The organism is Actinomadura citrea (assembly GCF_013409045.1).
Lineage (GTDB): Bacteria > Actinomycetota > Actinomycetes > Streptosporangiales > Streptosporangiaceae > Spirillospora > Spirillospora citrea.
The window spans coordinates 4,001,776-4,026,112 of sequence record NZ_JACCBT010000001.1 but is presented as its reverse complement, the minus strand read 5'-3'; the positions used below and the strand labels follow the sequence as shown (position 1 = coordinate 4,026,112).

Annotated in this window: 23 protein-coding genes; 6 read left to right on the top strand and 17 right to left on the bottom strand. The window is 73.1% G+C overall.

Going from position 1 to position 24,337, the window contains the following annotated elements; translation table 11 throughout:
- Positions 1-87: 87 nt before the first annotated feature.
- The 7 genes from argH to argC form a co-directional block, all read right to left on the bottom strand.
- Positions 88-1,506, bottom strand: a complete 1,419-nt coding sequence (gene argH, locus BJ999_RS18965) for an argininosuccinate lyase (protein ID WP_179834525.1) — start codon at positions 1,504-1,506, stop codon at positions 88-90.
- 150 nt (positions 1,507-1,656) lie between these two features.
- On the bottom strand, positions 1,657-2,196 hold the full coding sequence (locus tag BJ999_RS18960) for an arginine repressor (RefSeq protein WP_179838652.1): 540 nt from the start codon (positions 2,194-2,196) through the stop codon (positions 1,657-1,659).
- A gap of 8 nt (positions 2,197-2,204) precedes the next feature.
- Positions 2,205-3,122: an ornithine carbamoyltransferase gene (argF, locus tag BJ999_RS18955; protein ID WP_179834524.1), complete on the bottom strand. Its 918-nt coding sequence runs from the start codon at positions 3,120-3,122 to the stop codon at positions 2,205-2,207.
- A complete protein-coding gene (locus BJ999_RS18950; protein ID WP_179834523.1) occupies positions 3,119-4,318 on the bottom strand; it encodes an acetylornithine transaminase in 1,200 nt (399 codons plus the stop codon). Before BJ999_RS18950 ends, argF begins: the two co-directional genes overlap by 4 nt.
- Positions 4,315-5,229, bottom strand: coding sequence for an acetylglutamate kinase (gene argB / locus BJ999_RS18945; RefSeq protein WP_229810770.1), 915 nt, complete (start codon positions 5,227-5,229; stop codon positions 4,315-4,317). The genes BJ999_RS18950 and argB overlap by 4 nt, the downstream gene beginning before the upstream one ends.
- Before the next feature lie 23 nt (positions 5,230-5,252).
- The gene (gene argJ, locus BJ999_RS18940) at positions 5,253-6,410 is read right to left on the bottom strand and encodes a bifunctional glutamate N-acetyltransferase/amino-acid acetyltransferase ArgJ (protein WP_179834521.1); all 1,158 of its coding nucleotides are present in this window, start codon (positions 6,408-6,410) and stop codon (positions 5,253-5,255) included.
- Positions 6,407-7,435 carry an N-acetyl-gamma-glutamyl-phosphate reductase gene (gene argC / locus BJ999_RS18935; protein ID WP_179838651.1) on the bottom strand — a complete coding sequence of 343 codons (1,029 nt, stop codon included), beginning with the start codon at positions 7,433-7,435 and terminating at the stop codon, positions 6,407-6,409. The genes argJ and argC overlap by 4 nt, the downstream gene beginning before the upstream one ends.
- A 165-nt stretch (positions 7,436-7,600) precedes the next feature.
- On the opposite strand from argC, the gene BJ999_RS18930 reads away from it, so the two are divergent.
- From BJ999_RS18930 to BJ999_RS18920, 3 genes are all read left to right on the top strand, one after another.
- Entirely contained in the window at positions 7,601-8,098 is a 498-nt protein-coding gene (locus tag BJ999_RS18930) for a MarR family winged helix-turn-helix transcriptional regulator (RefSeq protein ID WP_179834520.1), read from the top strand.
- Complete coding sequence (locus BJ999_RS18925) at positions 8,095-9,063, top strand: ABC transporter ATP-binding protein (protein ID WP_179834519.1); 969 nt, start codon at positions 8,095-8,097, stop codon at positions 9,061-9,063. The genes BJ999_RS18930 and BJ999_RS18925 overlap by 4 nt, the downstream gene beginning before the upstream one ends.
- A gap of 240 nt (positions 9,064-9,303) precedes the next feature.
- On the top strand, positions 9,304-10,140 hold the full coding sequence (locus BJ999_RS18920) for an ABC transporter permease (RefSeq protein ID WP_179834518.1): 837 nt from the start codon (positions 9,304-9,306) through the stop codon (positions 10,138-10,140).
- Positions 10,141-10,195: 55 nt separating this feature from the next.
- On the opposite strand, the gene BJ999_RS18915 is transcribed toward BJ999_RS18920, so the two are convergent.
- From BJ999_RS18915 to infC, 9 genes are all read right to left on the bottom strand, one after another.
- Complete coding sequence (locus BJ999_RS18915; RefSeq protein ID WP_179834517.1) at positions 10,196-11,812, bottom strand: ABC-F family ATP-binding cassette domain-containing protein; 1,617 nt, start codon at positions 11,810-11,812, stop codon at positions 10,196-10,198.
- A 313-nt stretch (positions 11,813-12,125) separates the two neighbouring features.
- On the bottom strand, positions 12,126-14,624 hold the full coding sequence (gene pheT, locus BJ999_RS18910) for a phenylalanine--tRNA ligase subunit beta (RefSeq protein ID WP_179834516.1): 2,499 nt from the start codon (positions 14,622-14,624) through the stop codon (positions 12,126-12,128).
- Positions 14,624-15,733 carry a phenylalanine--tRNA ligase subunit alpha gene (gene pheS, locus BJ999_RS18905; protein ID WP_179834515.1) on the bottom strand — a complete coding sequence of 370 codons (1,110 nt, stop codon included), beginning with the start codon at positions 15,731-15,733 and terminating at the stop codon, positions 14,624-14,626. The genes pheT and pheS overlap by 1 nt, the downstream gene beginning before the upstream one ends.
- 132 nt (positions 15,734-15,865) lie before the next feature.
- The gene (locus BJ999_RS18900; RefSeq protein WP_268247881.1) at positions 15,866-16,954 is read right to left on the bottom strand and encodes a sensor histidine kinase; all 1,089 of its coding nucleotides are present in this window, start codon (positions 16,952-16,954) and stop codon (positions 15,866-15,868) included.
- A gap of 187 nt (positions 16,955-17,141) precedes the next feature.
- The gene (locus BJ999_RS18895; protein WP_179834513.1) at positions 17,142-17,639 is read right to left on the bottom strand and encodes an STAS domain-containing protein; all 498 of its coding nucleotides are present in this window, start codon (positions 17,637-17,639) and stop codon (positions 17,142-17,144) included.
- A gap of 270 nt (positions 17,640-17,909) precedes the next feature.
- Positions 17,910-18,749, bottom strand: a complete 840-nt coding sequence (locus BJ999_RS18890; protein WP_179834512.1) for a TrmH family RNA methyltransferase — start codon at positions 18,747-18,749, stop codon at positions 17,910-17,912.
- A 34-nt stretch (positions 18,750-18,783) separates the two neighbouring features.
- Positions 18,784-19,161, bottom strand: coding sequence for a 50S ribosomal protein L20 (gene rplT, locus BJ999_RS18885; protein WP_179834511.1), 378 nt, complete (start codon positions 19,159-19,161; stop codon positions 18,784-18,786).
- Between the two features lie 70 nt (positions 19,162-19,231).
- Entirely contained in the window at positions 19,232-19,426 is a 195-nt protein-coding gene (rpmI, locus tag BJ999_RS18880) for a 50S ribosomal protein L35 (RefSeq protein WP_067894345.1), read from the bottom strand.
- Positions 19,427-19,608: 182 nt separating this feature from the next.
- Positions 19,609-20,139, bottom strand: a complete 531-nt coding sequence (infC, locus tag BJ999_RS18875) for a translation initiation factor IF-3 (protein WP_258943360.1) — start codon at positions 20,137-20,139, stop codon at positions 19,609-19,611.
- A gap of 536 nt (positions 20,140-20,675) precedes the next feature.
- On the opposite strand from infC, the gene BJ999_RS18870 reads away from it, so the two are divergent.
- Together BJ999_RS18870 and BJ999_RS18865 are read left to right on the top strand one after the other, a co-directional pair.
- Positions 20,676-21,167 carry an NUDIX domain-containing protein gene (locus tag BJ999_RS18870; RefSeq protein ID WP_179834510.1) on the top strand — a complete coding sequence of 164 codons (492 nt, stop codon included), beginning with the start codon at positions 20,676-20,678 and terminating at the stop codon, positions 21,165-21,167.
- A 9-nt stretch (positions 21,168-21,176) separates the two neighbouring features.
- On the top strand, positions 21,177-22,115 hold the full coding sequence (locus BJ999_RS18865; protein WP_179834509.1) for a carbohydrate kinase family protein: 939 nt from the start codon (positions 21,177-21,179) through the stop codon (positions 22,113-22,115).
- On the opposite strand, the gene BJ999_RS18860 is transcribed toward BJ999_RS18865, so the two are convergent.
- A complete protein-coding gene (locus BJ999_RS18860) occupies positions 22,091-22,795 on the bottom strand; it encodes an HIT family protein (RefSeq protein WP_179834508.1) in 705 nt (234 codons plus the stop codon). The genes BJ999_RS18865 and BJ999_RS18860 overlap by 25 nt on opposite strands.
- A gap of 148 nt (positions 22,796-22,943) precedes the next feature.
- Between BJ999_RS18860 and BJ999_RS18855 the strand changes: the two genes are divergently transcribed.
- Entirely contained in the window at positions 22,944-24,332 is a 1,389-nt protein-coding gene (locus tag BJ999_RS18855) for a prenyltransferase/squalene oxidase repeat-containing protein (RefSeq protein WP_179834507.1), read from the top strand.
- Positions 24,333-24,337: the final 5 nt, after the last annotated feature.

Below are 24,337 nucleotides of genomic sequence, written 5' to 3'. Positions count from 1 at the left end.
GCCTCACCGTGGTCTAGGGGACAGCTTCGCCGCCCGACCAGCCTAGGGGGCGGTCCGCACCGCGGCGGCCGCCCCCGGCCCGCCGGGTCAGGAGTCCGAGCCGGCGGCCCACGCGGCGTGGCCGTTGACGAGCGTGCGCAGCGCCTCGATCTGCTCGCTGACGCGGTCGGGCGCGGTGCCCCCGTAGGCCTTGCGGGACGCGAGGGCGCCCTTGACGTTCAGCACCTCGCGCACGTCCGACGTCAGGTGCGGCGACACCTTGCCGAGCTCCTCGTCGGTGAGGTCGTCGAAGTCCTTGTCGTTGACCTGGCACCAGACGACGAGGTGCCCGACGACCTCATGGGCGTCGCGGAACGCCACACCGCGGCGGACGAGCAGCTCGGCGAGGTCGGTGGCGAGGGCGAAGCCGTCGGGGGCGAGGGCCTCGAGCCGCTCGGTGTTGACCCGCATGGTCGCGATGAGCCCGGACATGGCGGGCAGCACGAGCAGCAGCGTCTCGACGGCGTCGAACGCGCCCTCCTTGTCCTCCTGGAGGTCGCGGTTGTAGGTGAGCGGGAGGCCCTTGAGGGTGGTGAGCAGGCCGACGAGGTGGCCGATGAGGCGGCCGGCCTTGCCGCGCGCCAGCTCGGCGACGTCGGGGTTCTTCTTCTGCGGCATGATCGACGACCCGGTGGTGTAGGTGTCGTCCATCTCGATCCAGCGGAACTCCTGCGAGGCCCAGAGGCAGACCTCCTCGCCGAGGCGGGACAGGTGCACGCCGATCAGGGCGGCGGCGAAGAGGAACTCGGCGACGAAGTCGCGGTCGGCGACGGCGTCCATCGAGTTGGGCGCGGCGGCGTCGAAGCCGAGCTCGGCGGCGGTGGCCTGCGGGTCCAGCGGCAGGGACGAGCCGGCGAGGGCGCCGGAGCCGAGCGGGGAGACGGCGGCGCGCCGGTCCCAGTCGCGCAGCCGGTCGATGTCGCGGGTGAGCGGCTGGACGTGCGCGAGGAGCTGGTGGGAGAACAGCACGGGCTGGGCGTGCTGGAGGTGCGTCATGCCGGGCGCGGCGACGCCGAGGTTGTGCTCGGCCTGCGCGATCAGCGCGGTCTCCAGCTCGACCAGCCGCGACACGATCTGGCGGACGTGGTCGCGCAGGTACAGGCGCAGGTCGGTGGCGACCTGGTCGTTGCGGCTGCGGCCGGCGCGCAGCTTGCCGCCGAGGGCGCCGAGGCGCTCCAGCAGACCGCGCTCCAGGGCGGTGTGGACGTCCTCGTCGGCGACCGTGGGGCGGAACTCGCCGCTGCGGCACGCCTCCTCAAGGTCGTCCAGGGCACCGATCATGCGCTCCAGCTCGTCGTCGGTGAGCAGGCCCGCCCGATTGAGGACGCGGGCGTGCGCGCGCGATCCCATCAGGTCGTAGGGGGCGAGCCGCCAGTCGAACTGGACGCTCACCGAGAGCCTCGCGAGCGCGTCCGACGGGCCGCCTTCGAACCGGCCGCCCCACAGCCGCGTCGGTGCCTTGGTCACGGAGAATCCTCTACTTCCCACCACTGGTCGTTCGGTCAACTGCCATCTCACCACGCGGCCGCCTGCCGGGTACGGCACGGAAGCACCCGCATGGGACGCCGCGGTGCCGGCGTCCGCAACAGCGTACGGCGAATCCGCCGCGTCCCGCGGTCAGGACGGGCCGGAGTCGGGGCCGCCCGGCGGCCCCTGGGTTCGTCGCTCGCGCGTGCCGGTCAGCCGCAGCAGCGCCTGGGCGACGTCCTCCCCGCCGTGCGGGTCGCGGGCGATGACGAGGATCGAGTCGTCGCCGGCGACGGTGCCGAGAATGGACGGCCATTCGGCGTGGTCGATCGCCGAGGCCAGGTACTGGGCGGCGCCCGGCGGGGTCCGCACCATGACCAGGTTCGCCGACGCCTCGGCCGAGACGAGCAGTTCGGCGGAGAGCCGGGAGAGCCGCCCGGTGAAGGTCTCGGCGGCGCCGGTGCGGGCGCGGCGGATCCGCTCGCCGCCCTCGCCGGGCACGGCGTAGATCAGGCTGTCGTCGTCGGCGCGCAGCTTCACCGCGCCGATCTCGACCAGGTCGCGGGAGAGCGTGGCCTGGGTGACCTCGACGCCCTCGTCGCCGAGGAGCTTGGCGAGCTCGCTCTGCGAGTGGACGGGGTGCCGGGTCAGCAGGTCGATCACCCGGGCGTGCCGCGCGGCCTTGGTCATGGGGGTGGTCACCGGGCGCGCTCCAGGAGCCACACGAGCAGCGCCTTCTGGGCGTGCAGCCGGTTCTCGGCCTCGTCCCACACCCGGCTGCGCGGTCCGTCGAGGACGGAGGCGTGGATCTCCTTGCCGCGGTAGGCGGGCAGGCAGTGCAGGACGATCGCCTCGGGATCGGCGAGGGCGAGCAGGTCCTCGGTCACCGAGTACGGCTCGTACAACGCGGTGTCCTTGCCGCCCTGGCCCATCGACACCCATGTGTCGGTGGCGAGGACGTCGGCTCCCGCGGCGGCTCCGGCGGCGTCCGCGGTCACCGTCACGGACCCGCCGGTCGCGGCCGCGATCGCCTTGGCGCGGTCCACGATCGCGGGATCGGGCGGCTGGGACGCCGGGGCGCCGACCCGGACGTGCATCCCGGCGGTGGCGCAGCCGAGGAGGTAGGAGTGCGCCATGTTGTTGGCGCCATCGCCGAGGTAGGCGAGGGTGACGCCGGCGAGGCCGCCCTTCTCCTCCTGGACGGTCTGCAGGTCGGCGAGGACCTGGCAGGGGTGGAACACGTCGGTGAGCGCGTTGACGACCGGCACGGTGGTGCCGGCGGCCATCTCCTCGATGCGCTCCTGCCCGGCCGTCCGCCACACGATGGCGCTGACCTGGCGTTCGAGGACGCGGGCGGTGTCGGCGATGGTCTCGCCGCGGCCGAGCTGGCTCGTGCCCGCGTCCATCACCAGGGGGTTGCCGCCGAGCTCGGCGATGCCGGTGGCGAACGACAGCCGGGTCCGGGTGGACGGCTTGTCGAACAGCACGGCCACCGAACGGGGGCCCTCCAGCGGCCGGCGGCCGAAGCGGTCCTTCTTCACCTGCGCGGCGAGGTCGAGGACCTCGGCCTGCTCGCCGGGGCTGAGATCGTCGTCCCGCAGAAAGTGCCTGGTCACGGTGAGTTCTCCTGCTCGGGGGAGGCGGCGTCGAGGATATCGGGGAACGCCTCGGCGAACGAGCCCGCCTGCTCGGCGGTGAGGATCAGCGGCGGGGCGATGCGCACCGCGTCCGGCTGGACCGCGTTGACGAGGAAGCCGGCGGCGCGCGCGGCGGCCTCCACGGCGGCCGCGTACGGCCCGGTCAGCACGGCCGCCCGCCACAGCCCGCGGCCCCGCACGCCCGCGAACAGCGGGTGGTCGACCGCGTCGAGCCCGGCGGCGAGGGCCTCCCCCACGGCGGCGGCGCTGGCGAGCAGGCCGTCCTTCTCGATGGTGGTGAGGACGGCGAGGGCCGCCGCCGCGGCCACCGGGTTGCCGCCGAACGTGCTGCCGTGGTCGCCCTTGGCGAACAGGTCGCCGTGCGGGCCGAACGCGACGCACGCCCCGATCGGCAGGCCGCCGCCGAGTCCCTTGGCGAGGGTGAGGACGTCGGGCCTGGCGTTCTCGTGCTCGAACGCGAACCAGGCGCCGGTGCGGCCGATCGCGGACTGGATCTCGTCGGCGACGAACAGCGCGCCCGCCGCGTCGCAGATCTGGCGGACGGCGGCGAAGTACCCGTCCGGCGGCGGGACGACCCCGCCCTCGCCCTGCGTGGGCTCCAGGAACACCGCCGCGCAGTCCTCGTCCACCGCGGCCTTGAGCGCATCCGCGTCCCCGTACGGGACGAACCGGACGTCGATCGCGAACGGCCCGAACGGCTCCCGGATCGCGGCCTTGCCCGTCAGGCTCAGGGCGCCGAGCGTCCGGCCGTGGAAGCCGTTCTCGGCCGCGACGAGGTACGGGCGCCCGTTCGCCTTCCCGTACTTGAGGGCGAGCTTGAGCGCGCACTCGTTGGCCTCGGTGCCGCTGTTGGCGAGGAAGACCTTCCCGTCGCCGCCCAGGAGCTCCCGCAGCCGCTCGGCGAGCAGCACCTCCGGCTCGTTCAGGAACAGGTTGGACGTGTGGGCGAGGGTCGCCGCCTGGGACGACACCGCCTCGACGAGCGCGGGGTGGGCGTGGCCGAGCGAGCTGACCGCGATCCCCGCGATGAGGTCGAGGTACTCGCGGCCGCCGGTGTCCCACACCCGGCAGCCCTCGCCGCGCGCGAGCACCACGGGCGGGACGCCGTAGTTCGGCATGAACGCCGCCTCGAACCTCTCCCTCAGATCGCTCACGAGGCCTCCTCGGCCCCGACGGCCCCCGGGAGACTGGGCAGCACCATCGTTCCGATCCCTTCGTCGGTGAAGATCTCCAGCAGCAGCGAGTGGAGGACCCGGCCGTCCAGGACGTGGGCCTGCGGGACACCGCCGCGCACGGCCGCCAGGCAGGCCTCCATCTTGGGCACCATCCCCGCCGACAGGTCCGGCAGCAGGACGGCCAGCTCGTCGGCGGTGAGCCGATCGATGACGTCGTCGCTGTCCGGCCAGTCCGCGTACAGGCCCTCGACGTCGGTGAGGACGACGAGCTTCGCCGCGTCCAGCGCGACGGCCAGCGCGGCGGCGGCCGTGTCGGCGTTGACGTTGTAGACCTCGCCGTCGTCGCCGCGCGCGACGCTGGAGATGACCGGGATGCGGCCGTCGTCCAGCAGCGCCCGCACGGCCCCGACCTGCACCTCGACGATCTCGCCGACCTGGCCGATGTCGACGGGCGCGCCGTCCACGACCGCGTGCTTGCGCTCGGCGGTGAACAGGTTCGCGTCCTCGCCGGACATGCCGAGCGCGAACGGGCCGTGCCGGTTGATCAGACCGACGACGTCGCGCTGGACCTGCCCGGTCAGCACCATCCGGACGACCTCCATGGCCTCCGGGGTGGTGACCCGCAGCCCGGCGGTGAACGTCGAGTCGATGCCGTTGCGGGCCAGCGCCGCGTTGATCTGCGGGCCGCCGCCGTGCACGACCACCGGCTTGAGTCCGGCGTAGCGCAGGAAGACCACGTCCTCGGCGAAGGAGTGCCGCAGCCGCTCGTCGGTCATCGCGTGCCCGCCGTACTTGATCACGACGGTCGTGCCGTGGAAGCGCTCCAGCCACGGCAGCGCCTTGATCAGGGTCTCGGCCTTGCCCATGACGCCCAGCCGGTTCTTGCGCATCTGCGCGCCCGGGGTGACGGCGCTCATGTCGAGTACGCCGAGTTCTCGTGGACGTAGTCGGCCGTGAGGTCGGTCGTCCAGACGGTGGCGCTGTGCGGGCCGGCGGACAGGTCGACGGTGATCGTCACGTCGCGGGGTCGCAGGTCGACCTTGTCGCGGTCGTCGCCGAACGAGCCGTTCCGGCACACCCACACGCCGTTGATGGCGACGTTGAGGTGGTCGGGCTCGAACACCGCGTCGGTGGTGCCGACGGCCGACAGCACCCGGCCCCAGTTGGGGTCCTCGCCGTGGATGGCGCACTTGAGCAGGTTGTTGCGGGCGACGGACCGGCCGACCGTGACCGCGTCGTCCTCGGAGGCGGCGCCGACGACCTCGATCGCGATGGCCTTGGACGCGCCCTCGGCGTCGACGAGCAGCTGCCGCGTGAGGTCGCCGCACACCTCGGTGAGCAGCGCGGTGAACTCCTCCTCGTCCGGGACGACCTCGGCGGCGCCCGAGGCGAGCAGCAGCACGGTGTCGTTGGTGGACATGCACCCGTCGGCGTCGAGCCGGTCGAGAGTGACGCCGGTGGCCGCGCGCAGGGCCCGGTCGAGCGCTTCGGCGGGCAGGTCGGCGTCGGTGGTGATGACGCAGAGCATGGTGGCCAGGGACGGGGCGAGCATGCCCGCGCCCTTGGCCATCGCGCCGATCATGTAGCCGCCGGCGCCCTGCCGGAAGGAGATCTTGGCGACGGTGTCGGTGGTGCGGATCGCGTCGGCGGCGGCGAGCCCGCCGTCCCCGCGCGACAGCTCCGCGGCGGCCTTGTCGAGGCCGGTCAGCAGCAGGTCCATCGGCAGCCGCTCGCCGATCAGTCCGGTGGAGCAGACGGCGATCTCGCCCGCCGAGTCGTCCAGGACCTCGGCGGCCTTCTCGGCGGTGGCATGGGTGTCCTGGAAGCCGGGGGCGCCGGTGCAGGCGTTCGCGCCGCCCGCGTTCAGCACGACGGCGCGGACGCGGGCGCCCTTGAGGACCTGCTCGGACCACAGGACGGGCGCGGCCCGCACGCGGTTGCGGGTGAAGACGCCGGCGGCCGCGCGGGACGGCCCGTCGTTGACGACGAGGGCCAGGTCGCGGCTGCCGCTGTCCTTCAGCCCGGCGACGACGCCGGCGGCGCGGAAACCGCGGGGGGCGGTGACGCTCAAGGGGACACTCCGATCGTGGTCAGCCCGAGTTCTTCCGGGAGGCCGAGGGCGAGGTTGGCGCTCTGCACCGCGCCGCCCGCGGTGCCCTTGGTGAGGTTGTCGACGGCGGCGACCACGACGACGCGGCCCGCCGCCTCGTCCAGCGCGACCTGGACGAGGACGGTGTTCGCGCCGAGGGTCATGGACGTGGCGGGCCACTGCCCCTCCGGCAGCAGCCCGAGGAACGGCTCGCCCGCGTACGCCTGCTCGTAGGCGGCGCGCAGCGAGGCGGCGGTGACGCCGGGTCGCGCCTTCGCCGTGCAGGTGGCGAGGATGCCGCGGCTCATCGGAACGAGCGTCGGGGTGAAGGAGACCGAGACCCGCTCCCCCGCCGCCGCGCTGAGGTTCTGGATCATCTCGGGCGTATGCCTATGCGTGCCCCCGGCGGCGTAGGCGGACACCGAGCCCATCACCTCGCTGCCCAGCAGGTGCGGTTTGAGGGCCCGGCCGGCGCCGGAGGTCCCCGACGCCGCGACCACGACGACGTCGGGTTCGGCGAGGCCCGCGGCGAGTGCCGGGAACATCGCGAGCGAGACCGCCGTGGGGTAGCAGCCGGGAACGGCGACGCGCCTCGTGGAGCGCAGCGCGTCGCGTTGGCCGGGCAGTTCGGGCAGCCCGTAGGGCCAGGTCCCCGCGTGGGGGGTGCCGTAGAACCGCTCCCAGTCGCCCGGGTCGGCGAGCCGGTGGTCGGCGCCGCAGTCGATGACCAGGACGTCCTCGCCCAGCTGCTCGGCGAGCGGCCCGGACCGGCCGTGCGGCAGCGCCAGGAACACCACGTCGTGGCCGGAGAGCGTGCCGGGGGTGGTCTCCTCCAGGACGCGTCCGGCCAGGGATCGCAGGTGGGGCTGGTGCGCGCCGAGCGCGGTGCCCGCGTTGGAGCCCGCCGTCAGCGCGCCGATCTCGAACTCTGGATGTCCCGCCAGGATGCGCAGCACCTCGCCGCCCGCGTAGCCGCTGGCGCCGGCGACCGCCGTCCGGATTCCCATGTCCACTCTGCCCTTCCCTAACGTCAAGCAAGAGTATGCATGAGGCTGGATGCCTATTCAACGACGGGTTACGTCTTTCACACCGCTGAGACAAGTGCCACAGCGAGAAGTACTTAGGTGCCTAAAGATTTGCTCCCTAAACATCAGTGCCCTAACATCGCCTGTATGGAGAACCACGGTCTCGGCGACCTGAAGACGCTCGGGCCCGTCGAGGAGTGGCCGATCGGGCGGCTCTTCGGCGCCGCGTCCCGCATGTCGGGCCCGATCGTCTGGCGCATCATCGAGCGGCACGGCATCAGCCCGGCGGGCTTCTTCCTGCTCCGCCTGCTCATCGCCGAGGACGGCCTGCGTCCCGGCGAGGTGGCCAAGCGCCTGCTGGTGACCCCCGCCACGGTCACCTCGGTCGTCGACACGCTGGAACGCAACGGGCACGTGCGGCGCGAGCGCTCCTACCGGGACCGGCGCGGCGTGATGCTGCTCATCACCGACTCCGGACGGCGGTTCCTGGCCGAGAAGTCCGGCCCCATCGGCCGCGACCTCGCCCGCCTCTACGACGTCGTCGACGAGGAGGACGAGGCGGCCGTCCGCCGGTTCCTGCTCAAGCTGATCCACAAATTCGAGAACCACTCCTCCGACGAGGAAGCGAAGGGAGACGGCGCGTGACCCAGCCCCCCGAGACCGCCGTTCGCACGGTCGACCTGAAGAAGACCTATCCCGCGTCCGGCCCGCGTCCCGCGGTGCCCGCCGTCCAGGGCATCGACCTGGACGTCCCGCGCGGCGAGTTCTTCGGCCTGCTCGGCCCGAACGGCGCGGGCAAGTCGACCACCATCGGCATGCTCACCACGCTCGTCGTCCCGACCGGCGGCACCGCCCGCGTGTCCGGCCTGGACGTGGTCAAGGACGCCGTCGAGATCAAGCGCCGCATCGGCGTCGTCTCGCAGAACAACACCCTCGACAGCGACCTCACCGTCGCCGAGAACCTGGAGTTCCGCGGCCGGTACTTCGGGCTCGGCGCGCGGGACGCCCGCAAGCGCGCCACCGAGCTGCTGGAGCTGTTCGGGCTGACCGAGCAGCGCCGCGGCAACCCGTTCGAGATCTCCGGCGGGCAGGCCAAGCGCGTGATGATCTGCCGCGCCCTCATGCACGGCCCCGAGGTGCTGTTCCTGGACGAGCCGACCGCCGGGCTCGACCCGCAGACCCGCACCAACCTGTGGGAGGTGCTGCGGGGGCTCCAGGCGGGCGGGCAGACGATCCTGCTCACCACCCACTATATGGAGGAGGCCGAGGCGCTCTGCGACCGCGTCGCGGTCGTCGACCACGGCAGGGTCCTCGCCAGCGGCACGGTGGACCAGCTGAAGTCCAGCGCCGGCGCGGACACGGTCATCACCGTGACCTACGACTCCCCCGCCCCGGAGGGGATCAAGGCCCTCGGCGACCGGGAGGGCATCAGCAAGGTCGAGGTCACCGACGGCCAGGTGCGCGTGTTCGCCGCCGAGCCTGACGGCATCCTCGGCGAGCTCGTGGAAATCGGGTCCGTGGCTGGCGTCGGAGTCACCGACGCCAGCCAACTGCGTCCCAGTTTGGAGACCGTTTTCCTCGCCCTCACCGGAAGGGACTACCGCGATTGACGTCGCCCCTGCCGAAGCAACGGGCTTCAACCCTTGCGAGTCGAGATTTCTGCTTCCCAGACGGCTGCCGAACCGAATGAACGGCGAGGGGCAGAGTGCTGCCCATCGGTCTTACGCCAGCTCCACAGACCTCACATCCCGCCAGCCCGGCGGTAGACCCGGTCAGTTTGGTTCTCACCTACCAGGCATCACCGAAAGTATCACTCCTGCCACGATTCGTGGCCGCGATGGAGGAAAGCAATGAGCATCACCGTTCTGGCACCGCCGCCGGCGCGGGCCACGGTGCCCCGCACGTTCGCCGCGATGATGGCGCGCGAGGCGCTGGTCATGCGCAAGAACTTCCTGTCGACGTTCACCCGGGTGCTGGTGCAGCCGATCATGTTCGTGTTCGTGTTCGCCTACGTGCTGCCGAAGCTCGGCGGCGGCGCGATGGCGGGCGGGCCGGGCGGGCCGACGTTCTCCACCATCCTGCTGCCCGGGCTCGTCGGCTCGTCGATCATCATGCAGGCGATGATGGCGGTGATCTTCCCGCTGATGATGGAGCTGAACTGGCAGAAGTCGATCACCGACCGGGCGCTGGCGCCGATTCCCGTGCCGCTGCTGGCCGTCCAGAAGATCATCGCGGCGGCCGCGCAGGGCCTGATCGGCGGACTGCTGGTGTTCCCCGCGGTGCTGTTCATCCACGCCGACGGCCAGTCGCCCGAGGTGCACGTGGACAACTGGCCGGTGCTGATCGGGGTGATGGTGGTCGGGGCGCTGATGTCGGCGTCCGGCGGGCTGCTGCTGGGGACCCTGATGAACCCGCAGAAGGTCCAGATGCTGTTCGCGATCGTGCTGCTGCCCATGACGATGCTCGGGTGCGTCTACTACCCCTGGTCGGCGCTGGAGAACATCCGCTGGCTGCAGATCGTCAGCCTGTTCAACCCGCTGGTGTACGTGAGCGAGGGGCTGCGCAGCGCCCTCACGCCGGAGATCCCGCACATGCCGGTGTGGGCGTTCATGCTCGCCATCGTCGGTGGGACGGTCCTGCTGACGTGGGCGGCGACCCGCACCTTCACCAAGCGCGTGCTGACCTGACCGGAAACGGGGCGGCCCCCGCGCGGAACGGTCCGCGCGGGGGCCGCCGCACGCGCTACACCGGCTCGACCTCGGTGAGGCCGCACGACCGGTCCATGCGCAGCCAGCGGGTGATGCCGAGGGTGCGCAGGAACGGCACGTCGTGGCTGACCACGATCAGAGCGCCCTCGTAGGCGGCGAGCGCCTGCCCGAGCTGGGCGGCGCTGGCCATGTCGAGGTTGTTCGTCGGCTCGTCCAGCAGGAGCAGCTGCGGGGCGGGCTCGGCGAGCAGCAGCGACGCCAGCACGGCGCGGAACCGCTCGCCGCCCGACAGGGTCGCGGCCGGCTGGTCGGCCCGCGCGCCGCGGAACAGGAACCGCGCCAGCCCCGCCCGGATCCGCGCCGGCGGCGCCGACGGCGCCTGCGCGCGGACGTTCTCGGCGACGCTGAGCTCCCCGTCCAGGACGTCGAGGCGCTGCGGCAGGTACCGGACTCCTTCCACCCCGAGCTTCACGGCCGCGCCCTCGGGGACGCGGTCGCCCATGAGCGTCCGCAGGAACGTGGTCTTGCCCGAGCCGTTGGGCCCGACCAGCGCGATCCGCTCCGGCCCCCGGACGATCAGCTCCTCCAGCGTGCCCGGTTCCGGCTCGGGGGCGGCGAGGCCCGTCACGGTCAGCACCGTCCGCCCGGCCGGGACGCGGGTGGCGGGCAGCTCGACGCGGATCTCGGCGTCCTCGCGGACGGCCCCCTCCGCCTCGGTGAGCCGCGTGCGGGCGTCGGCGAGCCGCTCCTCGTGCATGATGCGGTGCTTGCCGGCCGAGACCTGGGCCTGCCGCTTGCGTTCGCCCATCACGATCTTCGGCTCGCGCTTGTTCTCCTGCATCTTGTTGCCGTACCGCTTGCGGCGGGCCAGTTTGACGTGGGCCTCCTCCAGTTCGCGCTTCTGGCGGCGCAGGTCGGTCTCGGCGGCCCTGACCGTCCGCTCCGCGGCCTCCCGTTCGACGGCGAGCAGGTCCTCGTAGGCCGACAGGTTGCCGCCGAAGGACCGGACGGCGCCGTCGCGCAGGTCGGCGATCTCGTCGACGCGGTCGAGCAACTCCCGGTCGTGGCTGACGACGACGAGCACGCCCGTCCAGGACGCGACCGCCTCGTACAGGCGGTGGCGCGCGTCCAGGTCCAGGTTGTTGGTCGGCTCGTCCAGCAGCAGGACCTCGGGACGGGCCAGGAACCGCGCCGCCAGCCCGACCATCACGGCCTCGCCGCCCGACAGCGTGGGGACCGTGCGGTCCAGGTCGAGATGGCCTAGGCCGAGCCGGTCGAGCTCCGCGCGGGCACGCTCCTCGACGTCCCAGTCGTCCCCGACGACGGCGAAGTTCTCCTCGGTGGCCTCGCCGCGCTCGATGGCGTGCAGGGCCGCGCGGGTCGCGGTGACGCCGAGCAGGTCCGAGACCGTGGCGGCGTCGTCCAGGACGAGGTTCTGCGGCAGGTAGCCGATCTCCCCGTCGACGCTCACGGTGCCCGAGCCGGCTCGCAGCTCGCCAGCGATGATCTTCAGCAGGGTGGACTTGCCGGAGCCGTTGACGCCGATCAGGCCCGTCCTTCGGGTGCCGAACGCGACGTCCAGCCCGTCCAGCACGACGGTGCCGTCCTCCCACGCGAACGACAGGTCCGAGCACACGATGGCGAATGACATTGGGCGGCCTCCATGGTGAGTGAGAAAGATGCGGAACGCATGGAGACACCGCGGATCGCGCGACGCGCCGGCGGGCATGAGAAAGCCCGGCGGGTAAGAGTCCGCACTGAGGTCACGTGCGCGGGCCGAGAGCGGCCACTGCGCGGTGTCGGACCTCAGATCCTCAATGGACTCCCCAGCCGGGCGGCAATGTGACGCGGCCGAGCCTACCCGACGACCTATCGCAACACAAGTAGCGTTAAGAACCGCCACGGGGCCGAGACGCAGGCGTGCCCCGGACCCTGCGCGGGATCCGGGGCACGCCTGCGTTCCGTCAGGCGCCGCGCAGCACGGCTCCGGTCCGCTCGGACGCGGCGGCCACGGCGGAGTCGCGGGCCTGCGACGCCTCCTCGGCCGTGAGCGTCCGGTCCGGGGCGCGGAACCGCAGCGAGTACGCCAGCGACTTGCGGCCCTCGCCCACCTGCTCGCCCGTGTAGACGTCGAACAGCCGGATCGCCTCCAGGAGCCCGCCCGCACCGTCGCGCAGGGCCGACTCGACCTCCGCGGCGGGCACCCCGGAGTCCACGACCAGCGCGACGTCCTGCATCGCGACCGGGTACGACGACACGTGCGGCGCGCGGACGGTCACCGGCTCGCCCAGACGGCGCAGCTCCAGCTCCATCGCGCACGACCGCGCGGGCAGCCCGTACGCCTTCGTGACCCGCGGGTGCAGCTCCCCCGCGTGCCCGACGAGGGTGTCGCCCGCGTACAGCGCGGCGCAGCGGCCCGGATGCCAGGGCTCGTGCTGGTCGGCCTTCACCGCCAGTTCGACGCCCACCTCGCGGGCCACCGTGCGGGCCGCCTCGACCGCGTCCGCCCACAGGGCGGGACGGCCCTCGCCCCACCAGCCCGACGGCTCGCGGTCGCCGGACAGCACCACCGCGACCCGGTACGGCTGGTCCGGCAGGGCGGCCTCCAGCCCGGCGACCTCCTCGGCCGTCGGGCCGCGGTCCACGGCGAGCCGCGGCGCCCGCTCCGGGGCGTCCGGGCGCGGCCGGAACACCACGCCGACCTCGAACAGCGCGACGTCGCCGAAGCCGCGTCCCACGTTGAGCGCCAGCACCTTGAGCAGGCCCGGCAGCAGCGTGGTGCGCAGCAGCGGCTCCTCCTCCGACATCGGGTTCGCGAGACGCAGCGTCCGCCGCCGCGCGTCGCCGGCCGGGAGCTGGAGGCCGTCCAGGTCCTTCTCGGCGACGAACGGGAAGGCGAGCGCCTCCACGTATCCGGCGCCGGCGAGCGCGCGGCCCACCCGGCGGCGCAGCCGCTGCTCGGCGGTCAGGCCCTTGCCCGCCGCCGGGCGCGGCGCCCGGGCCGGGATGTCCTCGTAGCCCTCCAGCCGGATGACCTCCTCCGCGAGGTCGTTCGGCGCCGTGAGGTCGGGACGCCAGGACGGCGGCGTCACCGTCAGCACGTCGTCGCCGGCCACCGTGCACCCGACTTGCTCCAGGCGCCGGACGACCACGTCCCGGCCGTAGGCCACGCCCGCCACCCGGTCCGGATGTCCGGCGGGCATCGTCACCGCGGCCCGCTCGACCGGCGCCTCGGCGTGCGTGACGCCGGGCACGATCTTCGCGCCGCCCAGCTCGGCGAGCATCCGCACCGCCCGGTACGAGGCGTACAGCGGCAGCTCGCGGTCGACGCCGCGCTCGAACCGGTGGGACGCCTCGCTGTGCAGCCGGTGCCGGCGGCTCATCCGGGCGGTGCCCATGGCGTCGAAGTGCGCGGCCTCGACGACCATGTCGCTCGACCGGTCGTCGATCTCGGTGGCGAGCCCGCCCATCGTGCCGGCCATCGAGATCGGCCCCGACGCGTCGGTGATGAGGATGTCCTCGGGGTCGAGGGTCCGCTTGACGTGGTCGAGCGTCTCCAGCTGCTCGCCGGGCTCGGCGCGCCGCACGACGATCGGGCCGGTCAGCTTGCCGCGGTCGAACGCGTGCAGCGGCTGCCCGAGCTCCAGCATCAGGTAGTTGGTGATGTCGACCGCCAGCGACACCGGCCGCATCCCCGCGCGGTGCAGGCGCACCTGCATCCACATCGGGGTCCGCGCGTCCGGGTCGAAGCCGCTCACCTCGCGCAGGACGAACCGGTCGCACACGGACGGATCGCCGATACTGGCCGGATAGCTCTCCCCGCCGCCCTCCGGCGCCCGCCCCTCACCGGAAGGCAGCTCGACCTCCGCCGGGTCCCTGAACGGCACCCCGTAGGCGATGGCGGCCTCGCGGGCGATGCCCCGGATGGACAGGGCGTAGCCGCGGTCGGGCGTCACGGCGATGTCGAGGACGTCGTCGCGCAACCCGAGCAGCTCGATCGCGTCCGCGCCGACGGGGGTGTCCGGCGGCAGGACGAGGATGCCGCTGTGGTCGTCGCCGATCCCGAGCTCGGTCACCGAGCAGATCATGCCCTCCGACAGCCGGCCGTAGGTCTTGCGGGCGCCGATCTCGAACCCGCCGGGCAGCACGCCGCCCGGAAGGACGACCACGACGCGGTCGCCGACCGCGAAGTTGGTGGCGCCGCAGACGATGCTCTGCGGCTCCCCTGTGCCGTTGGCGTCGCCGACGTCCACCCGGCAGTGGCGGATCGGCTTCTTGAAGCCGGTCAGCTCCTCGATCGCCAGGACCTCGCCGACCACGAGCGGGCCGGCGATGTCGGCGCCGGCCCGCTCGACCGTCTCGACCTCCAGGCCCGCCGCGATCAGCTCGGCTGCCAGCGCGCGGCCCGTGACGTCGGCCGGGAGCTCGGCGTGCTCGCGCAGCCAGGAAAGCGGGGCCCGCATCAGATCTCCATCCCGAACGGGAGGGTGAACCGGACGTCGCCCTCCACCATGTCGTACATGTCCTCCACGCCGTGCCGGAACATCAGCGTCCGCTCGACGCCCAGCCCGAACGCCCAGCCGCTGTAGCGGTCCGGGTCGACCCCGCAGGCCACCAGCACCCGCGGGTTGACCATGCCGCAGCCGCCGAGCTCGATCCAGCCCTCCGAGCCGCAGGTGCGGCACGGGTCGCCGCCCGGCTCCGCGGACGCCCCCCGGCACACGAAGCACTGCATGTCCACCTCGGCGGACGGCTCGGTGAACGGGAAGAACGACGGCCTGAACCGCGTCCTCAGCCCTTCGCCGAACATCCCGGTGACGAACGCGTCGATGCCGCCGCGCAGGTCGGCCATCGTCAGGCCCTCGTCGACGGCGAGGCCCTCCAGCTGGTGGAACACCGGGCTGTGCGTGGCGTCCAGCTCGTCGGTGCGGAAGGTGCGGCCGGGCGCCACCACGTACACCGGCAGCGGCCGCGACAGCAGCGACCTGATCTGCATCGGCGAGGTGTGGGTGCGCATCACCAGCCCGGAGTCCTCCGACTCGACGAAGAAGGTGTCCTGCATGGTGCGGGCCGGGTGGTCGGGCAGGAAGTTGAGGGCGTCGAAGTTGAACCACTCCGCCTCGACCTCGGGGCCTTCGGAGACCTCGAAGCCCATCGAGACGAAGACGTCGGCCATCCGCTCCTGCATCGTGGTCAGCGGGTGCCGCGCGCCGCGCGGCGCGCGGTCCCACGGGAGGGTGACGTCGACGGTCTCCTCGACGAGGACGCGGCGGTCGCGCTCCTCCTCCAGTTCGGCCTGGCGCTCCTTGAGCGCCTTCGCCACCGCCCCCCGGGCGGCGCCGATGCGCTTGCCGGCCTCGGCGCGGGCGGCGGGCGGCAGCGCGCCGATCTCGCGGTTGGCGAGGGCCAGCGGGGAACGGTCGCCGGCGTGCGCCAGCCGGACCTGCTTCAGGGCGTCGAGGTCGGCGGCCGCGGCGATCGCCGCGAGCGCCTCGGCGCGGGCCCGCTCCAGCTCCTCGGGCTGCAGCGCGGACACCTCGACGGGGTCATAGGACTTGTTCGGTGCAGACATGGTGGTGTGATCGACTCCGGTCGGCGTGGGACGCCCGCAGTCTAGTGCGCGGGCGGAGAACTTCCGGAAAGCGTGCGCGTGACGCGCTGGCCCGCCGGGGACCCGATGCCGTGCCGCGGCGTGGACCGCGGGTCAGCCGGCGTAGTCGGGGGCCCCTGCGGGCACCGTAAATCGGAACTCGGCGCCGCCGCCGGGCGCCCGCCGCACGGTGATCACACCGCCGTGCGCCTCGACCAGCCCCTTGACGATGTAGAGCCCGAGCCCGGTGCCGCCGCGGCGGCTGCCGCCGGGGCCGCGCCAGAACTGCCGGAACACGCGCTGGACGGCCTCGGGCGGAATGCCCTCGCCCTCGTCGCGCACCGACACGGCCGCCCCCTCCTTATGCGCATCCGGCTCCACCACAATGGTGACAGTGCCCGCGCCGTGACGCACCGCGTTTTCGACGAGGTTGCCGAGGATTTGATCCATCTTGTCGGGATCGAGCCACATCTCGGGCAGCTCGCCGCGCGTCTCGAAGCGGAAGCGGTCCTCCGGCTCGCCCGCCGCGACCCGTCCCGCGATGACCTTGCGGACCTCCTCGGGAAGGTCGACGACCTGGCGGCGCATCTCCAGCCGGCCCGACTCGATGCGGGATACGTCCAGGAGCTCGGTGATCAGCCGGGTGACGCGGTCGGCGTCGGCGTTGACGGTCTCCAGCATCACCCGCTTCTGGTCGTCGTTGAAGCGGTGCCATTTGGCCAGCAGCGTCGCGGTGAACCCCTTGACGCTGGTGAGCGGGGAGCGCAGCTCGTGGGCGACGGTGGAGACGAGGTCGGCGCGATCACGCTCCTGACGGGCGCGGTGCAGGGCGTCGCGCAGGCACACGGTGAACCGTTCCACGCGGCGTTCGGCGTCGCGGCGGTACGCCGCGGTCACGAGCACCTCGGTGCCGCCGGGCAGGAACAGCACGCGCTCGGGATGGCGGGTGCGGGTGGCCAGGCCGTCGTAGGGGGCCAGGCACTTCCACCAGTCGCGGCCCTCGGCGTCGTGCAGGGGCAGGACGTCGCGGAAGTCGCGGCCCACCGCCGACCCGGCGGGAATCCCGGTGATCCGCGCGGCGGCGGCGTTGAACACGATGACGCGGGCATCCCGGCCGGCGACCATCAGCCCGTCGGGCAGGTCGTCCGGGCCGCTCCCCTCGGGGCCCGGCCCGGACCCCGCCTCGGGTCCGCGCGCGGCCACGAGAGGGGATTCCTCTCCGCCCACAGCGGCCTCCAGAACACCGATGGAACGCGGCCTGTCGGAAAGAGACTCTAGCCGGAGTCGGGCCCCTAACGGGACCCGGAAACCGCCTCGCGGCAAGGCATGTGTAGCCCCCGTGCCCGGTGTCGCCTCCTCCCGCGGACGGCCTCATCAGGGGTTCGCGCCCTCATCCGGACCTCGTGGGCGAGTCCTGGCCGGACAGCGCGGCCTCGACATCGCGATGGATCGCGAACAGCCGGTGCAGGCCCGTGATCTTCAGCAGCCGCAGCTGGGCGGGCCGCACCCCGGCGAGGGCGATCTCGCCGCCGGCGGCGGAGATCTGGTTGTGCGCGGCGACCAGCGCGCCGAGCCCGGCCGCGTCGCAGAACGGGACGGCGGCGAAGTCGGCCACCAGACGGCGCGGCCCCGCCCCCGGCATCCGCCCGTGCATCTCGACGAGCCGGTCGCGCAGCGGCCCGGCGGTGCGCAGGTCGATCTCCCCGGTCACCGCGACGACGGCCGTACCGGCCGCGACCCTGGCGGTCTCGATGCGCAGCCCGTCGTCGGCGTGCGCGCCGGAGGCGCCCGGGGCGGCATCCGGGACGGCCCGGACCGCGCCGGCCCGGCACCGCACCTCCGGGGGACGCCGGCCCGGCCTTCCCGTCCGCCTGGTCTCCTCGGTCATGACGCTCGCCCCCACTCTGTGCGGCCTCGTCGCCGCCCTGGTCAACCCACTGATCAACACGTTAGGCGCGGTATCGCGACGGCTGATCCCCCACCGGTCGCGGTTCTCGCTCCTGCCCGCGGACGAGCCGTACGCGGCGGCAGGCCCCCCTGCCCCACGTCCACGCGGAGACCATCTTCCCAGCTCACCCGTCACGAGGAGGGGCCTATGGCGACCGCATGCGGCCATTCGATCACGGAATGCAGTGAAACACCGCGACCGCACCGTGCTTCACGTGCGGCTCGGGCGCTCTTCCTGGGAGCCGCGCTGCGCGCGGGCGGACGCATAGAGGCATACGGCAGCGGCCGTCGCCAGGTTCAGGCTCTCGGCCCGCCCGTAGATGGGCACGCGGACGACTTCGTCCACGTGGCGCAGGATCTCTTCGGGCAGCCCCCACGCCTCGTTCCCGAACACCCAGGCGGTGGGGCGCGCGAGCACCCCCTCGTCGATCGCCTCGTCGAGGGTGCGGTCGCCCGCGCCGTCGGCGGCGAGGACGGTCAGGCCCGCGCCCTTCAACTCCGGGATCAGCGCGTCGAAGCGGGGACCGACGACGACCGGCAGGTGGAACAGGCTGCCCGCGGAGGCGCGGACGCACTTGCCGTTGTAGGGGTCGACGGACGCGTCGGTGAACACGACCGTCTCCGAGCCGGCGGCGTCGGCGGTGCGCAGGACGGTCCCCGCGTTGCCGGGGTCGCGGACGTGCGCGAGCACGGTCACCAGCCGAGGACCGTTTTCCAGCGCCTTGTCCAGCGGGACGTCGACGAACCCGCAGACCGCCAGCAGCCCCTGCGGGGTGACGGTCTGGGCGAGCTCCGCCATGATCTCGCCGCTCACGCGCAGCACCGGCGCGCCGGCGCGCTCGGCGGCGAGCACCAGCTCGGGATGGCGGGCCTCCGCCTCGGCCGTGGTGAACAGCTCGGCGAGCCCGCCGGGGATCCGCAGCGCCTCCCGCACCGCCTGCGGCCCCTCGGCGAGGAACCGGTTCTCACGGCGCCGGAACGCGCGTTTGGCGAGCCGCCGAGCGGCCTTCACCCGTGGTGATCGGAGAGAGGTCAGCTCGCGGCCCGCCATGTCGCTGTGATCGCCCGTGTGCCGGTCACCCGGCTCAGGCGGCCTCCGAACCCTCGGCCGGGAGCGCGTCCTGGGCGACCTTGACCAGGGCGGCGAACGCCGGGGCGTCGTTGACGGCGAGCTCGGCGAGCATGCGCCGGTCGACCTCGACCTCGGCGGCCTTCAGGCCCTGGATGAACCGGTTGTAGGTGATGCCGTTGGCGCGGGCCGCGGCGTTGATCCGCTGGATCCACAGCCGGCGGAACTGGCCCTTGCGGTCCTTGCGGTCCCGGAAGGCGTAGGTCATCGAGTGGAGCTGCTGCTCCTTGGCCTTGCGGTACAGGCGCGAACGCTGCCCGCGGTAGCCGCTCGACCGCTCCAGGACGACCCGACGCTTCTTGGCGGCGTTGACCGCCCGCTTCACGCGTGCCACGTGCTGAACTCCTTCGTGGGGGCCGGGGCCGTGCTGGCCTCGGCCGGTCGGTGATGTTCCTGGTCGAGTGCTACTTGCGCAGCAGCTTCTTGATGTTCTTGGCGTCGGCGTCGGCCACCACGGCGGGGCCGTCGAGGCGCCGGGTCCGCTTGGACGGCTTGTGCTCGAGCAGGTGGTTGCGGTTGGCGCGGCGGCGCATCACCTTGCCGGTGCCGGTCAGCTTGAAGCGCTTCTTGGCACCGCTGTGGGTCTTGGTCTTCGGCATGGTCGCCGTCGTCTCCCTCTTTCCCGGCCCCCGTGCCGACCGGCATGGAGGCGCGCCTGATCGGCGCACCGCACGGCAATCCGTGGACGCGCCAGGTCAGGCTTCAATGTACGTAGGCCGCGACCTCGCTCAGCCACGAGGTCGCGATGGGGGCCACCGCGAGGCCGGTCCCCGGACGGCCGTCAGACGGTCGTCTCCGACTCCTGCCCGCGGGCCGTCTTCTTCTTGTGCGGACCGAGCACCATGATCATGTTCCGGCCGTCCTGCTTGGGCCGCGACTCGACGAAGCCGAGCTCCTCGACGTCGTCGGCGAGCCGCTGCAGCAGCCGGAAACCGAGCTCGGGACGGGACTGCTCACGACCACGGAACATGATCGTGACCTTCACCTTGTCCCCGGCCTTCAGGAACCGCACCACGTGACCCTTCTTGGTCTCGTAGTCGTGCGGGTCGATCTTCGGGCGGAGCTTGATCTCCTTGATGACCGTGTGCGCCTGGTTCTTCCGCGCTTCACGCGCCTTCATCGCGGACTCGTACTTGAACTTGCCGTAGTCCATGAGCTTCGCGACGGGCGGACGCGCGGTGGGCGCCACCTCGACGAGGTCGAGGTCCGACTCACGCGCGAGTTCGAGGGCCTTGGCGATGGGCACGATGCCCACCTGTTCGCCGTTCGGGCCGACGAGCCGGACCTCGGGCACGCGAATGCGGTCGTTGATACGCGGTTCGGCGCTGATGGGACCTCCTTGGGGCCGTTCTCAAGTTCGTTGGACCGGTCGTACCCCGAGGCTTCCACGAGAAAAGCCCCGCACGACTCACGCACGGGGCCACCTTCGGTCTCCCGGTGACGGCCATGCCGCCCGGGAACAACGACGAGACGGGCCGAACGCCCGTTCGCCGGACCGAGACCCACCGGCCTTGCAGCCGGTCAGGTGGGAGGTGGCCTCCGCTTGAGCGCCCGGCACGCGCCACCATCTGGTCGCGCGCACAGGGCCGGTCGACCACTAAGAATACCACCCAGTGGGACCACGTGCGCCATGAAGGACGGCTCGCCCGGCCCCTTGCCGTGCGAGCGCCCGGATGAGGTACGCCGTCCCTTACAACAGGCCGCGGCGCGGAGCCATTCCCGGGCCCGCGCCGCCCGCCCCGAGGTGAGAGTGTTCTGGCCCGGCGGGCGTCTCGGCGCGAAGACCGCGGGTTGTTACGGTGGAGCCGAGACGGCCCGGTGGGGCCGGCACCAGGGAGGTCTCCCGCGATGCCCTCGGTCGACGCCGGCGCCGCCGGCCCTCTCACCGCCGTGCCGCCGGTCCGGCTCCAGTTCGCGCAGAAGGCGTTCATCGTGTCCGGCGGGCGGCTGCTGCTGGTCCGCAAGGCCGCCTCCGACCCGTTCCACCCGGGCCGCTGGGAGGTGCCCGGCGGGCGGCTGGAGGAGGACGCCGACCTCGATCTCGACGACCACATCCGCCGCGAGGTCTGGGAGGAGGTCGGCCTGAAGATCGATCCGGGTCCGCCGTTCCACCTGTGGCAGTGGTTCATGCCCGATCGCGGCAATCCCGGCGGGCAGATCCGGGTGGTGGCGGCGGCGCGCCGCTGCCGGCCCGTGACCCTGGACGCCACCCTGGAGAACCAGGACGTCAGCGACCACCTGGACCGGTGCGCCTGGGTGCCGCTGCGCGAGGCAGGCGGGTACGACCTCATCCCGAGCCTGCGCCCGGTGATGCGGGCCTTCCTGCCTCCGGCCGGCTGACCCCGGGACATGGCGCCGTTCCGATCGCCCCTCGAATGGCCGGGCCTCGACGGCGCCGCCGTGCGCCGCTTCGCGCTCTTCGTCATCGGGGACGCGGGGATCGAGGTGCGCGCGAGCCTGCCGGGCGTCCGCTTCGCCGAACTCGACGCCGACCGGCTCTGCTACGCACCCGCCCGCGTGCTGACCGCGGGGACGGCGGTGAACCTCGCCCGCTCCGCCGTGGGCTACTTCCGCCGGGTCGGCGTGCTGGCCAAGGTCGGCGACGACGACTACACGGAGACGATCCGCCGCGAGCTGTGCCGGCTGGGGGCGGCCGACCGCCTGGTCGTCGAGTCCGGCGTCCCGAACGGCGTGTCGGTGATGCTGCGCGACGGCGCGGACGGCGGCGGGCCCGGCGTCAGGCTTCTGGTCGTCCAGGACGAGCCGCCCGCCCGGCGGCTCACCGCGGCGGACGTGCGCGCGGCGGCGGCCGGGATCGAGGACGCCGACGTGCTGGCCGTCGACGGGTACTCGCTGCTGGCCCCCGGCTCCCGGGAGGCTCTCCACGAGGCGATGCGCACGGCGCGCGCGGCGGGCACGCGGGTGGCGTTCGACGTCGTCCCCCACGACATCGACGCGCGGCTTCCGGCGTCCTGCGTGCTGCCGGTCCTGGAGCGGGCGGACCTCGTCGTCTCCGAGGCGCACACCCTCGCGCGCCTGCTCGGGCATCCGCCGCCGCGCGGCGGCCGGGCACCGCGGGATCTGCTGCCGGTCCTCGACCGCGCCGTTCCCGGCGGTCCCCTGTGGCTGCTGCGGTTCGGCCCGACGTCCCTGGAACGGGTGCTCGCCCACCAGCGGGGACGGTCGCCGGAGGCGTACTCCACCGGCTACTCGCCCGGTGCGCCGCGGGCGGGGTACGGGGACCGGCTGACCTCGTGCGAGCTCTACTGGTGGCTGTCGGGAGGCTGATCCGTGTCCGGCAGGGCGGCCGCCGCCGCCCGAATCGCCCGCAGCGTGCACAGGAAGCGCCGCCTGCTGGCGGGCGACCCGAAGGTCTCCTGCCAGCGCCAGGTACGGCTCGGGCTCGACGCCTCCACGGCCCAGCGCAGGAACTGGCTCCGCACACCGTCGCCCGGGTGGACGGTCGCGGCGCCGTCCTCCTCGATCAGCAGGTAGGAGCGGCCGGCGCGGTAGCAGGCCCGCAGGGTCGCGTGGTCCGCCGGAACGCCTGGGCGCCCCTCCCGCTCCACGACCACCCGTACGCCGGTCGCGCCAGGGAGGAAATGCCAGTGCGCGTGGTCGATGCATGCGCCGCCGCCCTGAGCGCTCGCCGACCCGTGCTCGAACAGCAGCAGTCCTCCGGCTCCGTACGCCTCCCGGTAGAGACGGGCCACACGGTCACGCCACCACAGCGCGCGCTCCCACATCGGCCCGGGGAAGTCTCCCGCGCACTGGTGGTGCTCACGCGTCACCAGCAGGAGGTGCCCCTCGGCGAGCGGCGCGACGTCCGGGATCAGGAAGAAGTCGCGGTCGCCGGCGATGACGCCCGACTCGCCGGGCAGTCCGGCCATGCCGTTGAAGCGGAACCGCAGCGGGGGGCACAGGACGCAGTCGTGGTCGGGCTCGTCCCGGACGGTCGGTTCGGCCAAGCCACCTCCAGCATCGCGGAACGCGGGAGCGGTCTGCCTCCAGCCTGCCCGGTGCCGCGCGCCTGCGCTCGCGGCAGCGGATACAGAGGCGGGACCGCGAGGTACAAATCCCGGCCTGCCGGGAATAACAAGAGCAGAAGGCAAGAACGTGAACCAGACACCCCCGCTCCCGTCCCGTGCGCCCCGTGCGCCCCGCGCCGCCCGCTCCGCCGCCTGGCGCCGCGGCGCCGACCCCCCGATCATCGACCTGGCCGTCCTCGACGCCCGGCTGAACGAGTCGCTGGACGTCCTGCGCGACACCTACGCCCCCGCGCTCGGCACCGGGGGGGGCTGGTACCACGAACTCGCGCGGCCGGAACCCGGCACCACCGCCACCGCCCTCGGGCTGATGGCGTTCGCCGAAGCGGGGCGGGCGTTCGAGCACTTCGACGACGGCCTAGAACTCCTCGCCGCCCGGCAGACCCGGTCCGACGACCCGCTGCGCGACGGCGGCTGGGCCACCAGGACCAGCCTCGGCATGCCGGTGGTCGAGGCGACCGGCTGGATCGCGCGCTTCCTCGCCCGCGCCCGCTGCGACCTGCGCGAGGACGCCCCCGACCTGGAGCGCGCCTACCGGTGGCTGCTGTACAACCAGAACCCCGACGGTGGATGGGGCTCACTGCGCGGCTGCCCGTCCCGGGTGTGGCTGACGTGCCTGGCGCTCCGCGCGCTCAGCCAGCTCAACCCCTACGACCCCGCCGTCGACCGCGGCGTGGAGTGGCTGACGGCGGACCGGACCGCGCACCGTCCCGCCTGGGGCCCGACGCCGGCGTCCCGGCCCACCGTCACGCACACCGCCTTCGCGTTGGTGACGCTGGCCGAGGCGCGCCCCGACCTGAGGACCGAGCGGCTGCTGGACGCCTACGACTGGCTGCTGGAGCACCTCGACCCCGACGACGACCACACCTGGATCGAGACCTACGGCGTCTCGCCGCGCACCGTGTCGGAACGCGGCGCCGGGCCGGAGCCGGTATGGCGTCTCGCCCTGTGGCACTACGGGCTGCCGATCGCGCTCACCGCGCTGCTGCGGGACCCGCGCGGACCGCACGGGCCCACCGTCGCCCGCGCGTTCCGGACGCTGGTGCGCGGGGAGGTCGCCGACCCGCGCTGGAACGGCTACCCGGGCAGCGGGCGCACGTCGCTGTGGACGCTGTGGTGGCGGCTGGAGACGCTGGTCGCCCTGTCCCGGATCCCGCTCGCCGGGAACGCCGACGTCCTGCACTGGCTGCCGGACGCGATGGTCGTGCAGCGCGCCCACGCCCGGGAGCGTCCGCTGGCCGACCTGCTCCCGCACCGCCGCATCGTCGACCCGATCGGGCTGGCCCAGCGGCACTGGGCGGCGTTCCTGCTGAGCCTCGTGTGCGCCGGCAGTGCGCTCGGCGTCGCCGCGGGCGTGTGGGGCTGGAAGGACTTCTGGCTCAGCGTGATCCTGCCCATCGTCCTCACCAGCATCGACGAGTCGGTGAAGCGGCGCCGTGCCCAGCGCGCCCCGCCCTGAGGCGG